This window comes from Microbaculum mangrovi (assembly GCF_051390635.1).
Classification (GTDB): domain Bacteria; phylum Pseudomonadota; class Alphaproteobacteria; order Rhizobiales; family Tepidamorphaceae; genus Microbaculum.
The window spans coordinates 346619-360568 of record NZ_JBPODT010000002.1 but is presented as its reverse complement, the minus strand read 5'-3'; the positions used below and the strand labels follow the sequence as shown (position 1 = coordinate 360568).

Genomic DNA, 13950 nt, shown 5'->3' with positions numbered 1-13950 from the left:
GGAGACCCATGAAAGTCCTGCTCATTGCCCCGACTTGCGATGGCGAAGACGTCGGCGAAGCCTGGGTGGCCTACCAGTGGGCACACGGGTTGGCGCAGCGCCACGACGTGACGCTGCTGACCTACCACAAGCGCGGCGCCAGACCGGCATCGGAACAGCTCGACAGCCTCAAGATCGTGGAGTGGCGCGAGCCGCCGGGTCTGGGCCGGGCCGAGCGCCTGAACAGCATCCTGAAGCCCGGCTACATACCGTTCTACATGCGCGCGCGGGCGTGGATCCGCCGCGCCCTGGCGGAGCAGACCCATTTCGACGTCGCCCATCAGCCGGTGCCGGTGGCGATGCGCTATCCCTGCCCCTGCGCCGGTCTCGGCATTCCCTACGTGATCGGCCCGGTCGGCGGCGGCCTGCCCAATCCCGCGGGGTTCGAATCCGCCGACACGTCGGCGCCCTGGTACATGGGCCTGCGCGGGCTCGACGCGACGCGCCGGCGGTGGGACCCGATGTTGCGTCGCACCTACGAGGAGGCGGCCTGCGTTCTCGGGATCGCGCCCTATGTGCGGGATCTGCTGGCCGAGTATTCCCTGCGCCGTTTCGAGACGATGAGCGAGACGGGCCTACGGTCTATCCCGGAGCCGATCGACCGTTCGGACCGGTCCGGGCCGGTCCGGCTCCTGTTCGTCGGACGGCTCGTCAGGACCAAGGGCGTTCGCGAGGCGATCCGTGCAATGGCCGACACGACCGACCTTCCGGTCCGGCTTGATGTCGTCGGAGACGGGCCGGATCGTGGCGTCTGCGAAGCCATGATCGCCGACCTGAAGCTGGGCAACCGGGTCACGATGCATGGCTGGCAATCAAGGCCCGAGGTCGCGCGGTTCTACAGCGAGGCGGATGTCTTCGTGTTTCCGAGCTATCGCGAACCCGGCGGCAATGTCGCACCGGAGGCTATGGGCTATTCCCTTCCTCTGATCGTGGTGGACCGTGGCGGACCGGGTGCGGCGACCACGGACGACTGCGCGATCAGGCTCTCGGTCACGACGCCGGAGGCGCTTACCCGCGACGTCGCCGAGGCCGTTCGAACACTCGCCACCGATCCCGCCCGTCGCCGCCGCATGGGAGCGGCGGCCTATGGCCACGTCAAACGGACGGCGCTGTGGCCGGCCAAACTGGACCGGATGGGCGAACTCTTCGAGGAAATCGCGGCTTCAGGATCCTGAGCCTTCGTCGGCGAGGCGCGCGAAAGCGCCGGTGCCGGCCGGGCGCTCAGACGACGTCGCCACCGTCGTCAGCGCCGCGTGAAAGGCGGCGCGATGCCCCGGGCCAAGCACGTATCGCAGCCCGCCCTCAACCAGGAGCCCGGATCGATACAGGGCCGTGGCAACGCGGCCGTGGTAACGACGGAAGTAGCGGATGCGATTCCTGGTCATCAGCGCGGAGAGCTCCACGTTCTCGTGGTAGGCACCGCCGATATGGACGCATTGGGCGTCCGGAACGAGGCGGACCGAGAACCCGTGGTCGCGTACGCGCCTCAGGTAATCGACCTCTTCGCTGTAGAGAAAGAACGACTCGTCCCACGCGCCCACCGCGGCGCGGGCACGCGCGCCCACCAGGAGTGCGGCACCCGTCGCCCAGTCTATCGCACCGCCAATACGGTACAGGTCGGGCGTCGCGACGAGCTCGCCGAGGCCGAGCGACGATGAGATCTTCGTCCCGAGCAGGGAATCCGACCAAATCGTCGAGAGCGAAGGCTCGCGCCGCACGGACCGGGCGACACTCCCGTCTTCGTTGAAGATCTTTGGAACCGCCACGCCCACGGAGGAATCGGCCAGTTCGTCGAGAAGACGCGCGACCGTGCCGGGCAGCAGGCGGATATCGGGGTTCAGGATCAGGATGTCGCTGTCCGGGCCTGTCGTGGCGACCGCCGCATTGATCCCGGCCGAATAACCTCCATTGCGGCCGGTCCGCACCACCCGCGGGCGAAGGGGATGTGCCTCTGCGACCTCCGCGCTGTCGTCGGAGGATGCATTGTCGGCGACCACGATTTCGCAATTATCGACCCCCGCCAGCCCGTCGGACAGGGAGTCGAGGTATCCGGTCAGCACATCGCTGCTGTTGTAGGATACGGTGACGACCGCCAGCCGACGGCAACCCAGGTTCGCGTGCATCGTCACGTCCTCCGGGACATCTCGACCGGATTGCTGCCGGTGGGAGCATCGCCACGGTTCCACCGGCCGACCACGTCATTCGCATCGTTGCGCAGAGCGATCGAGAGCATCCTGCCGGCGCGATAGAGACGCAGGCGCGCGACAACGCCCCACGCAAGACCGCGCGCGCGCCAGTCCGGCAATCCGGCGAGGCGGGCCAGCCGCAAAAGCTCGAAAAGCGGGGACACCGCAACCACGCCGGCACGCGCGACCCATTTCGCCATGGCCGTCGGGCCCGAAGGCCATTCGCCGAATTCGTGCGCGATATGCCGGTCGTACCGGCGCACGAGCTCGGCAAAGGAACGGCACGACGGCGTGACCACGCGCACGTCGGGCGCGTAGGCTATGCGGTAGCCCTGAGTGGTCGCGCGCTGTCCCCATTCGGTGTCTTCCATGGTGCCGATGCCGCCGAACGGCCCGACCGCCCGGAAAACGTCGTCACGCACCGCCATGTTGCCGGTGGCGGCATATCCGTGCCGCTCGACATAAAGCCGGTTGCGGTAGCAATAGGCGGACTCGTAGGCCTCGACGGCGTTGGGCCGGCGCGGATCCGACCAGGCGACCTTTATGTCGCCGCCGATCACGTCGATGTCCGGATGGCTGTCGAAAAACCCGACGATTCCTGCGATCCAGCCTTCGGCGGCCATGCAATCGGCGTCTATGAACGCGATTATCGCCCCGCGACTCAGGTCGACCCCGTGATTTCGCGCCGGGCCGGGACCGGGCGTGTCCTCGCGCGCCAGCCGTACCCCCTCGAACGCCGCACAGACGGGCTTGGGGCTGATTCGCGACCCGTTGTCGACGACGATCACCTCGAACGAAATCCCGTCGACTCGCTGCGAATCGAGCGCGCGCAGGCATTCCGCCAGCTTTTCCGGCTCGTTTAGATGCGGAATGATGACGCTGACCGCGGGAAACGGTTGGATCGGACTTCTCCGCCGATTATTTGATCATACGCCGATAATTCGTGCCGCCGTCGCCGGCTTCCAGTCAGCCAAAAAGCGTAGCGGTTCATCAATTCCGGTGCCGCGGGTAGTCGCAAACTGCTTGCCCCACGGTCATCTTGGCAACTGGTGCCCGATATGGGGCCCGCTAGGCTGTTCGATATGAAGAAATCGGACCGCCGTCACGATGAACCGGCCTTCTAGCCCCCCGGACCACAAGCGCGCGGTGGCGTTGCCGCCGAGCGCCCTGCAGGCCCTGGGCAAGAATACGCCCACGCTGCGGCCCCGCCGCGGAGATGTCCGCAAGGTCATGCTCGTCTACGGGACGCGGCCCGAGGCCATTAAGATGGCACCGCTCGTCAAGGCCGTGCAGTCTTCCGGAAACCTCTCCGCCTGCATCGCCGTCACCGGCCAGCATCGCGCGATGCTCGATCAGATCAACGATCTGTTCGGCATCAAGCCGGCCATCGACCTCGACATCATCATGGAGCGGCAGCGGCTCGAGGACATCACGAGCCGCGTGCTGAACGGCATTTCCGACGCGATCGCCGCCGAGCTGCCCGATGCGGTGCTGGTGCAAGGCGATACGACCACGTGTTTCGCCGCGGCGCTGGCCGCGTTCTACAACAAGGTGCCGGTCTTCCATCTGGAAGCCGGCTTGCGGACCGGCGACGCCTACAATCCGTTCCCGGAAGAGATCAACCGGCGGCTGACGACGAACCTGGCGAACGTCCACCTCGCCCCGACGGCCACCGCCAAGGCGAACCTCATCGCCGACGGCGTACCCGCCGAAAGCATCTACATCACCGGCAACACCGTGATCGACGCTTTGCTCGACGTGGTTTCGCGAAAGCTGCCGATCGAGAACCCGGACCTGACCCCGGTCATCGGGCAGCGCAGCGTTCTGGTCACGGCGCATCGGCGCGAATCCTGGGGCGAGCCGATGGCGCGGATCGCCCGATCGGTCCGGCGGCTGGCCGGGAAGTTCCCGGACACCGTCTTCCTGCTTCCCGCCCATCTCAATCCGGTCGTGCGCGACGCGCTGCTGCCACCGCTTAAGGGGCTCAAGAACGTGGTGGTGACCTCGCCGCTCGGCTACAGCGACTTCGCGATGGCGCTGAACAACGCCTCGGTGGTTCTGACCGACAGCGGCGGCGTGCAGGAGGAAGCGCCGAGCCTGGGCAAGCCCGTCCTGGTGATGCGCGACACGACGGAACGGCCGGAAGCCGTGACCGCCGGAACGGTCCGGCTGGTCGGTACCAACGAAATGGCCATCGTCGACGGCGTTTCCGAGCTATTGATGGACGGGGGCGCCCACGGTGCCATGGCCAGGGCGGTCAATCCGTATGGAGACGGCCGAGCGGCACGACGCTGCGTCGCGGCGATCGAGCACTTCTTCGGATTTGGCGGACGGCCCAGGGACTTCGCGTCCCATATCGATCCTCGCCCCGCCTCCAAGCCGCCGGTTCCAAACACCACGCGTGTCGTGGACGACATTCCCGCCGCAGCGCGTATGGCGCAGTGACCTGAGGTGTGGTGCTCGACAAGGAGCACGACGAGGCCGGCGGCACGACGGCGGCGGGCGGCTCCCGTCAGGACATTCGGAAAATCCCCCAATCGCCTGACATGATGCGGCGCCGCGGCGATCGAGCGTTCCGGGGTTTTGCGGACGGCCCGGGGACTCAGGTCCCAGTTCGAGGCTCAGCCCGCCTCCAAGGCCGTCAGTTCCAGACACCACGCGTGTCGTAGACGACCTTCCCGCCGAATCGCGTATGGCGCAGTGACCTGAACTTCTCGTGCTCGACGAGCAGCACGACGATGTCGGCCCGATCGACGGCATCGGCGGCCGGCTCCAGACGAACGTTCGGCAACTCCCCCAACCGGCCCGGTATTGTGCCGTTGATGAAGGGGTCGGAGATCAGCACCGTGACCTCCGGCCGGGCCGACGCGATCAGTTCCACGACCTCGATCGCCGGGCTCTCCCGGAAGTCGTCGACGTCGGCCTTGAAGCTCAGCCCCAGGCACGAGATGACCGGTTCGCGGAACCGTTCCGAACTCGCAATGACGGCATTGGCGACGTGGTGCGGCTTGTGGTCGTTCACTTCGCGCGCGGCTCGCAGAAGCTTGGTGACGCCGGGCGCCGCGCCGATGATGAACCACGGGTCGACGGGGATGCAGTGTCCCCCCACGCCCGGCCCGGGGCTCAGGATGTTGACGCGCGGATGCCTGTTGGCGAGGCGGATCACCTCCCACACGTCCAGGTGCAGTTCCTCGCAGATCATCGACAGTTCGTTCGCGAAAGCGATGTTCACGTCGCGATACGCGTTCTCGATCAGCTTCGACATTTCCGCCGTCGCGGCGTCGGCCAGCAGGATCTCGCCCTGCGCGAATACCCGGTAGAGCTCGGCCGCGCGTTCCGAACAGCGGCTGGTCATGCCGCCGATCACGCGATCGTTGGTGACGATCTCGATCATGATCCGGCCCGGCAGCACGCGCTCCGGGCAATGCGCGACGTGGACCTCGGTCATGCCGTCGTGGTTGTGCGGCATCTTGAGGTCCGGACGCAGCGCACCAATCCAGCGGCTGACCTTTTCGGTCGTCCCGGGCGGCGACGTCGATTCGAGGATCACGATCGCGCCCGGCTTGATTTTCGGGGCGATCTGTTCGGCCGCAGCCTTCACGTAGCTCAGGTCGGCGGAGCGGTCGGGATTGAAGGGCGTGGGAACGGCGATGATGTAGGCCTCGGCCTCCGGCGTCTCTGTGGTTGCGGTCAGCCGGCCCAAGGCCACGGCGCCGCTGACGCCCACCGCCAGGTCCGGTTCCACGAATGGAACCCGTCCCTGCGACACCGCTTCGATGGTCTTCGGATTCACGTCGACGCCAATGACGTCGACGCCTCGTGTGGCGAGGGCGACGGCGGTGGGAAGTCCCACATAGCCCAACCCCAGAACGGCTACGCGGCCGTTGAACTCTTTACCCATGATGAAGTTCCGGTCGAGAGGTGCGCGTCTCGGATTTCGCAGCGGAAGACAGGATCCGCGGCGGATAGTGGGTGCTCGGAGGTGGCGCGGTGCGGCGACCGGCCATTTCCTTCGCCGTCAACAGGATGAACGCCGAGTTGGTATGGAGATACCGGCGCCACATCCGCCGCGGCTCCTGCGCGAGGCGGAATGCCCACTCCATTCCCATTTTCTGCCAGCTCGCCGGCGCGCGCCTGGTCTTCCCGGCGAGCACGTCGAACGAACCGCCGACGCCATGCATGACCGGTACGGCCAATGCGTCCCTGTAGGTGGCGAGGAATGTCTCCTTCTTGGGAGACGGCATGCCGAGAAACAGCATGTCGGGTTGGCAATCCCGGATCTCCGCGGCGATCGTGTCGGCCTCGTGATCCTCGAAATAACCGTGCCGGCGGCCCACGATCCGCAAACCCGGGAAACGGCGGCCCAACTGCGCTTCGAGATCCCGCAGGACGTCGGCCTTGGCTCCGAGCAGGAAGACGGAATGATTGCCTTTGTGTGCGACGTGCAGCAGGCGCTCGAAGATGTCGATCCCGGTCACCCGCTCGGGAACCGGCGCACGCAGAAGGCGGCTCGCCCAGACGACCGACTGGCCGTCGGCGAGCAGGACGTCGCATTTCTGGAGCGCACCGTGCAGGGCCGCATCCTTGCGGACGTTGACGACCTTGGAGGCGTTGACGACGCCCAGCAACAGCGGTTGCCGCGTTCTCACGGCCTGCCGGCATTGATCGACGACATCGTCGATGCGCAGGGCGTGGACGCGCAGGCCGAACAGGGTAGACACGTTGTCGGGCGCCTCGGGAAGCGGCGCGGACCCGACAGCGGCATGTTCGACCGGCCGGCCCAGGCCGGCCATCACGTCGTCGGCGCACCAGGCATAGAGCAGCCAGCCGAGCTCATACGGGCGGCACTCGTAGTCGATCCGATTGGCCGGAAACAGGGCATCCACGGCGGGAATGCGCAGGCCGGGCGCGGTGGCCGTGGTGACGGAGGCAATGCTCCGCACGGCCTTCTTCGGCTCCCGGCGCGCGACCTTCCGCCAGATCATCTGGGCATCTTCGCTGACCAGTTGCGCGGAGGTTTCGGGATGCCGGTCGAGCCACTCGACCCCCTTGATGATCGCGTCGAGATAGTCCGTTCCGCCGGCTTCCATCAAGTCCAGAAGCCCCATCGGCGCCATCCCATGCTGATGGACGCTGTAGACGGGATAGCGCTCGACGACGTCGCCGTTGCGTACATCGTAGTGCCAGATCCACTGACCCTCGCGGCCCTGGCAGGCGACGATACGGGCGGCGCAGGCATTCGCCGCGGCCAGGGCCCGCTCGTCGCCGAACGCCGCTGAGTAGCGGGCGAGCGCCTGGATCGGATAGATCTGATCGGCGAAACACCCGACGTGTCGCCTGAGGCGACCGATGGCCGTGTCCGGCAGCTTGTGCGGAAACAGGCCGGCCAGCGACTGCCCCGCCCGCAAGCGCTTGGCCGCGGCCTTCGCAAGCTCCGCCGTGTCGCGGTAGGCAAGACCCGCGACCGCCGCCGTCAGGGCCCAGGCACACACCACCGTGTCGACCGGGACATCCGAGCCGATGGCGCGTTCCAGCCGCTCGAAGAGAATTGCGTCGGCACGGCCGGCGACCTCGGCAACGGCCCAGGCACCCAGCGCGACGCTTCCCAGATCCTCGGACGTCTCCGCCCGTTTGGCGCTGTGTATCGCCAGGTCGGCGGCACTGAAGCCTTCCAGCACACGCGTCTGCGTCGCGCGGTCGCGCTGGCCGAGGCCAAGGGCCACGATCAACGCATAGCGGAGGCTGTCGCCCTCGGCCCGAACCTCGGGAATCACCCCCGGGATCCGTCGGCCGGTATGGGCGAATCCCTCGCGGCTCCTAAGCTTGGGGAGCCCCTCTTCCGCCAGTTCGATGAATTGCTCGATGCGAGCACGAATCTCCGGAGACGCCGCCCCGGCAAGCTCAATGCGGCTACGCCGCGAAACTTCGCGCACTGGGATACTCTGCTTGGTCGTGAATGATTGCATGCAGGCTACTCGGACACCCTCTCGTCTGCGCAAGACTCACGGGTCGCCATCGCCCGATCAAGTATTTCTCACGGCAACTAAACTAGTTTTTTGGATAGAACCTGTATTGGCCCACCGCACCAAGCAGTTATGAAGATATTGCTTTGGCTTATCGACCAGCCGAAGTGACGGTACTCTCGAGTGCCGTTTGGTCAGGACCGGTGCAATTTGACGAGATTCGGCGTCCAGACGGGACCGAAAGGCGTATGATTCCGGGTCGAATTCCGGCCGCAGCGCCTGGGACATTGCCCGGGACGGGCTCGACCGCTTCGAAGGCCGTGATCGGCCGGAAGAAAATTTCGGCACGAAAACCGGCGGACGAAACGGGGCGTGCGGGCGGTGACGCGGGCTAACGACCGTGCCGCGATCGTTTTCCAGGCCGCCCGCAAACGACCAATCGCCGAACGGACGTCGCAAACAGCCCTGTTTCACGTAATTTCGCGAGGGCGATTCGCACTCGGCACCGATAGACGTCCCGCTACGGCGCGGACGCCTGCGCCAACGCACTCGTGTCCGATGCCGGACCATTGCGCGCGGCAACACGCGCCAGTCGGGCCAAAACCGCCCGCTGCGACGCGGGCCCGGCCCCTGTCACCCCATCCTGTCGCCCGCATTCCTCCGCCATAGGATCCGGAAAATCATCCGTTTGGTCTAGGCGGCGATCGTCCGCTTGCAACCGCCTGACCATTTTGGGCGGTTTTACGGAACGGCGTACGCGATAGCCTCCGCGTCAACGATGGCTAGGGGCTATTCCATACATGCCGCTCAAAAATGTTGTCCTCGGCGAAGATGTTTCCATCACGCATCCCGACCTGGTCAATCTTTACGGTTGCCAGATAGGCAGCAGAAGTAAAGTCGGACCGTTCGTCGAAATCCAGAAAAACAGTTCTGTCGGGAAGAACTGCAAGATTTCTTCCCACACCTTCGTTTGCGAAGGCGTGACGATCGAGGACAACGTCATGGTCGCCCATGGCGTCGTTTTCACCAACGATCTCTTTCCCCGCGCCACCAACGAAGACGGCTCGATGCAGAACGATGCCGATTGGGAGGTGGTGCCGACGCGCGTTTGCCGCGGCGCATCGATCGGCTCGAACGCCACGATCCTCGCCGGCGTGACGGTCGGCGCGCGCGCCATCGTCGGCGCCGGCGCGGTTGTGACCCAAGACGTACCCGAAAACGCGATCGTCGCCGGCGTGCCGGCGCGGGTGCTCCGGTTCCTCGACGAGGGAGCCGAAGGGCAAGACCCGAAAGTCGCATTCCTCAACTCGAAATCGGCGGAGCAACGGTGATGATCGGTATCGGCCTTGTCGGTTATGGCTATTGGGGCCCGAACCTGGCGCGTTGCGTATCGGAGTCGGACGGCTGCCGTCTGGCCGCGATCGCCGACGCGTCGGAGAAATCCCGCGAACGAGCCAGCCAGCGACACCCCTCGGCGCAGCTCCATGCCAGCTGGGAAGAGATGCTGAAAGATCCGGGCGTCGACGCCGTCCTGATCGCCACGCCCGTGTGCACCCACTACGAGATCGCGGCGGCGGCACTGGCGGCCGGCAAGCATGTCCTCGTGGAGAAGCCGATCACGGAGACCTCCGAGCAGGCGCAGCGCCTCATCGACATGGCCAACCGCGGCGGCCTGACGCTGATGGTCGATCACACCTTCGTCTATACGGGCGCGGTGCGGAAGATCCGCGACCTGATCGCGGACGGCACGGTCGGCGACATCTACTATTACGAATCGACCCGCATCAATCTCGGCCTGTTCCAGGGCGACGTGAACGTCATATGGGACCTGGCGGTCCACGATTTCGCGATCCTCGAATTCATCCTCAGCGCCGAGCCGGTATCGATCACCGCGGTGGGGGCCGGGCACATCCATCGCAACCAGGAAAGCCTCGCCCACCTCAGCGTCCATTTCGACAACGGCACGCTGGCCCACATCAACGTGAACTGGCTGGCGCCGGTGAAGGTCCGCCAGACCCTGATCGGCGGCAGCCGGCGGATGATCGTCTACGACGACCTGGAGCCAAGCGAGAAGATCAAGGTCTACGACCGCGGCGTCCATCTCTCTGCCGATCCGCAGAGCGCCAACGACGTCCGCATCTCCTATCGCACCGGCGACATGTGGGCCCCGCAGCTCTCCACCAGGGAAGCTCTGCTTGGCGTCATAGAGGACTTCGCCGCGAGCATTAACGGCCACGGACAGCCGACCTCGAGCGGCGTCAGCGGCCTGCGCGTCGTGCGCATGCTGGAGGCGGCCGCCCAGTCGCTGAGTTCCGGTGGCCACCCCGTCGAGTTCGCCCGTTTGAAGGCCGCATCATGATCCCGTTTCAAGACCTTGGCGCGCAGCACCGCGCGCTGCGCGACGAACTGCTTCCCGAGATCACCGCCATCCTCGATAGCGGGCGATTCGTGCTCGGGGAGCCGGTAGAGAAATTCGAGACCGATTTCGCCGCGTTCTGCGGGACGCGTGATGCCGTCACCGTCAATTCTGGGACGTCGGCCCTCCACCTCGCCCTGCTGGCGGCGGGCGTAGGACCGGGCGACGAAGTGATCACGGTATCGATGACGTTCGTCGCGACGGTCGCGGCGATCTTGTATTGCGGCGCGACGCCGGTGTACGTCGACATCGACCCGGATACCTGGACGATGGACCCGGCCGCCCTGAAGACGGCCATCACCCCGCGCACCAAGGCGATCGTCCCGGTGCACCTGCACGGCCGCATCGCCGACATGTCGGCGATCGTCGATATCGCGCGCGACCGCGAGATCGTGGTGATCGAGGACGCGGCGCAGGCGCATGGCGCCGAACGCGACGGGACGTGCGCCGGCGCCTTCGCGGACATGGGATGCTTTTCCTTCTATCCCGGCAAGAACCTGGGCGCGGCCGGCGAAGGCGGCGCGGTCGTCACCAGCCGACCGGACCTGGCCGAACGCATGCGCATCCTGCGCGACTGGGGACAGGCCGGGAAATACAATCACGTGGTTCAGGGCTTCAACTACCGCATGGATGCGCTGCAGGCCGCCATCCTGAAGGTCAAGCTGCGCCATCTGCCGGCCTGGACCGAGAAGCGCCAGGAAGCCGGCGCGCTGTACGACCGGCTGCTGGCGAATATCGACGTCGGGCGCCCGGCGCCGGCGGGACGCGATCACGTCTATCACGTCTATGCCGTCACGGCGGCGAACCGCGACCGGCTGCAGGCCGACCTGACCGCGGCGGGCATCGCCACCGGCATTCACTATCCCAGACCGGTTCATCTGCAGAAGGCCTACGCCGACTGCCGGTATCCCGCAGGCTCGCTTCCGGTGACCGAGGCGTTCGCGTCGACGACGCTGTCGCTTCCGATCTTCCCCGAGATCACGGCCGAGCAGATCCAGACCGTTGCCACCACGCTGGCCTCTATCCGCGAGAAAGACCATGCCGATGCAGCCTGACCTCTCTTCACTGAACGCCGACGACGATCTGCAGCGCCTGAAGGGCAAGCGCATCCTGATCACCGGTGGCTGCGGCTTCGTGGGGTCGCATATCGCAGACCTGCTGGTCGAGGCCGGCTGCTCGAAGATCGTCCTTCTGGACAACATGGTGCGCGGCCGCATCGAGAACGTCTCGAAGGCGGCCCGGTCCGGAAACGTCCACATCGTCCAGGGCGACATCCGCGACGGCGCGCTGATGGACACCCTGGTCGCCGGCAGCGATATCGTGTTCCATCAGGCCGCCCTGCGCATCACCCATTGCGCCGCCGAGCCGCAGACCGCCTTCGAGGTCATGGCGACGGCCACGTTCGATCTCCTGCAGACGTGCGTCACCCACAAGATCGAAAAGGTGGTGATGGCGTCGTCGGCCTCGATCTACGGCATGGCCGAGGAATTCCCGACAGGGGAAAGCCATCATCCCTACGCGAACCGGACGCTCTACGGCGCGTGCAAGACGTTCGGCGAGGGGCTGCTGCGCTCCTACAACGACATGTTCGGGCTCGACTATGTCGCGCTGCGCTACTTCAACGTCTACGGCCCACGCATGGACCTGCACGGCAAGTACACGGAGGTGCTGATCCGCTGGATGGACCGGATCGCCGCCGGCGACGCGCCGATCATCTTCGGCGACGGCCTGCAGACGATGGACATGATCCATGTTCGCGACGTCGCGCGGGCCAACGTGCTGTCCGCCGCCGCGCCCGCCAGCGACGTCGTGCTGAACGTCGGCTCGGGCACGGAGACGTCGCTGCTCGACCTCGCCAACATCCTGACCGAGATCCTCGACCGGCCGGATCTGCGCCCGATCCACGAAGCCGAGCGGGCGGTCAACCCGGTGCCGCGCCGCCTCGCCGACGTCGAGGAAGCCGCGCGCCTCATCGGGTTCCGCTCCTCGATCGGCCTCAACGACGGCATGGCCGATCTCGTTGCCTGGTGGGCCAAGGAACGGGGGCAGATCGGGGTCGCGGCCGAATGATCCCGATCGCCAAACCGCTCCTGGGAGAAGAAGAGGCGCGCGCCGCCGCCGACGTGGTTCTGTCCGGCTGGCTCACGCAGGGGCCGCAGGTGGCGGCTTTCGAGAGCGAATTCGCCGCAACCGTCGGCGCCGCGCATGCCTGCGCCGTATCGAACTGCACCGTGGCGCTCCACCTCGCCTTGCTATCGGTGGGCGTCGGGCCCGGCGACGAAGTGATCACGGTCAGCCACACGTTCATCGCCTGCGCCAACGCGATCCGGCAGTGCGGCGCCACGCCGGTCTTCGTCGACATCGACCCGACGACGTTCTGCATCGATCCGGCCGCGATGGCCACGGCGATCACTCCGCGCACGAAGGCGATCCTCGCCGTCCATCAGATGGGAATGCCCTTCGACATGGCCGCCGTCCTGGAGATCGCGGACGTGCACCGCCTGCCGCTGATCGAGGACGCGGCCTGTGCCGTCGGCTCCGAAATCAATGTCGGCGGCGAATGGCAGAAGATCGGACGACCGCACGGCACGATCGCATGCTTCTCGTTCCATCCGCGCAAGGTCCTGACGGTGGGCGACGGCGGCATGCTGACCACCAACGATCCGGAGCTGGACAGCAAGTTCCGGCTGCTGCGCCAACACGGCATGAGCATTCCCGATACGGTCCGGCACAGCGCCAAGACGGTGCTGTTCGAAAGCTACGAGGTGCCGGGCTTCAACTACCGCCTGACGGACATGCAAGCCGCGATAGGGCGCCACCAGCTCACCCGGCTGCCCGATATCGTCGCCCGGAGACGTGCGCTCGGCGCGCGCTACGAACGAGCCCTCGTCGACATTGGCGGCGTCGTCCCGCCGTTCGAACCGGATTGGGCGCGCAGCAACTGGCAGTCCTATTGCGCGCGCCTGCCCGCGTGGATCGACCAGAAGACGCTGATGAACGACATGCTGACCGACGGCGTGGCGACCCGGCGCGGCATCATGTGCATTCACCGCGAACCGGCCTATGCCGATCACCCCTGCCCGTGGCCCCTGACGGACTCCGAGGCGGCCCAGGACCGTTGCATCCTGCTGCCCCTCTTCGCCCAGATGACCGACGCGGAGCAGGACACGGTCATCACGTCGCTGCGGCGGTCCCTTGAGAAGCAGTCCGGCCCCGCGGTGCGGCGCGCCCCGAAGACGAACGCGGGCGCCCACGACACCGTTTCGACCGCCTGACCATCCCTGCTCGACGTCACGGCACGAATAGAAAACGCCCGCGATATTTCTATCGCGGGCGTTTCTTCAGG

The 13950-nt window shown here is 66.3% G+C and carries 11 protein-coding genes; 7 read left to right on the top strand and 4 right to left on the bottom strand.

All coding sequences use genetic code 11. The annotated features are described in order from the left end of the window. The first annotated feature begins 8 nt into the window (after window positions 1–8). Complete coding sequence (locus ACSF9G_RS08130) at window positions 9–1214, top strand: glycosyltransferase family 4 protein (protein WP_436640327.1); 1206 nt, start codon at window positions 9–11, stop codon at window positions 1212–1214. Here the strand turns inward: ACSF9G_RS08130 and ACSF9G_RS08125 are convergent. Next, entirely contained in the window at window positions 1203–2162 is a 960-nt protein-coding gene (locus ACSF9G_RS08125) for a glycosyltransferase family 2 protein (RefSeq protein WP_436640325.1), read from the bottom strand. The genes ACSF9G_RS08130 and ACSF9G_RS08125 overlap by 12 nt on opposite strands. Window positions 2163–2164: 2 nt before the next feature. Continuing rightward, window positions 2165–3127: a glycosyltransferase family 2 protein gene (locus ACSF9G_RS08120; protein ID WP_436642088.1), complete on the bottom strand. Its 963-nt coding sequence runs from the start codon at window positions 3125–3127 to the stop codon at window positions 2165–2167. A 205-nt stretch (window positions 3128–3332) separates the two neighbouring features. On the opposite strand from ACSF9G_RS08120, the gene wecB reads away from it, so the two are divergent. Then, window positions 3333–4670, top strand: a complete 1338-nt coding sequence (wecB, locus tag ACSF9G_RS08115; RefSeq protein WP_436640323.1) for a non-hydrolyzing UDP-N-acetylglucosamine 2-epimerase — start codon at window positions 3333–3335, stop codon at window positions 4668–4670. Between the two features lie 196 nt (window positions 4671–4866). On the opposite strand, the gene wecC is transcribed toward wecB, so the two are convergent. After that, window positions 4867–6126: a UDP-N-acetyl-D-mannosamine dehydrogenase gene (gene wecC, locus ACSF9G_RS08110; RefSeq protein WP_436640321.1), complete on the bottom strand. Its 1260-nt coding sequence runs from the start codon at window positions 6124–6126 to the stop codon at window positions 4867–4869. After that, entirely contained in the window at window positions 6119–8158 is a 2040-nt protein-coding gene (locus ACSF9G_RS08105; protein ID WP_436640319.1) for a WecB/TagA/CpsF family glycosyltransferase, read from the bottom strand. Before ACSF9G_RS08105 ends, wecC begins: the two co-directional genes overlap by 8 nt. A gap of 830 nt (window positions 8159–8988) precedes the next feature. Here ACSF9G_RS08105 and ACSF9G_RS08100 point away from each other — a divergent pair. Genes ACSF9G_RS08100 through ACSF9G_RS08080 form a run of 5 tightly spaced genes read left to right on the top strand, consistent with a single transcriptional unit; the run spans window position 8989 to window position 13879 of the window. Then, a complete protein-coding gene (locus tag ACSF9G_RS08100) occupies window positions 8989–9519 on the top strand; it encodes an acyltransferase (protein ID WP_436640317.1) in 531 nt (176 codons plus the stop codon). After that, the gene (locus ACSF9G_RS08095; protein ID WP_436640315.1) at window positions 9519–10547 is read left to right on the top strand and encodes a Gfo/Idh/MocA family protein; all 1029 of its coding nucleotides are present in this window, start codon (window positions 9519–9521) and stop codon (window positions 10545–10547) included. The genes ACSF9G_RS08100 and ACSF9G_RS08095 overlap by 1 nt, the downstream gene beginning before the upstream one ends. Next, window positions 10544–11659: a DegT/DnrJ/EryC1/StrS family aminotransferase gene (locus tag ACSF9G_RS08090; RefSeq protein WP_436640313.1), complete on the top strand. Its 1116-nt coding sequence runs from the start codon at window positions 10544–10546 to the stop codon at window positions 11657–11659. The genes ACSF9G_RS08095 and ACSF9G_RS08090 overlap by 4 nt, the downstream gene beginning before the upstream one ends. After that, the gene (locus ACSF9G_RS08085; protein ID WP_436642086.1) at window positions 11649–12674 is read left to right on the top strand and encodes an SDR family NAD(P)-dependent oxidoreductase; all 1026 of its coding nucleotides are present in this window, start codon (window positions 11649–11651) and stop codon (window positions 12672–12674) included. Before ACSF9G_RS08090 ends, ACSF9G_RS08085 begins: the two co-directional genes overlap by 11 nt. Further along, window positions 12671–13879, top strand: coding sequence for a DegT/DnrJ/EryC1/StrS family aminotransferase (locus ACSF9G_RS08080; protein WP_436640311.1), 1209 nt, complete (start codon window positions 12671–12673; stop codon window positions 13877–13879). The genes ACSF9G_RS08085 and ACSF9G_RS08080 overlap by 4 nt, the downstream gene beginning before the upstream one ends. Window positions 13880–13950 lie beyond the last annotated feature (71 nt).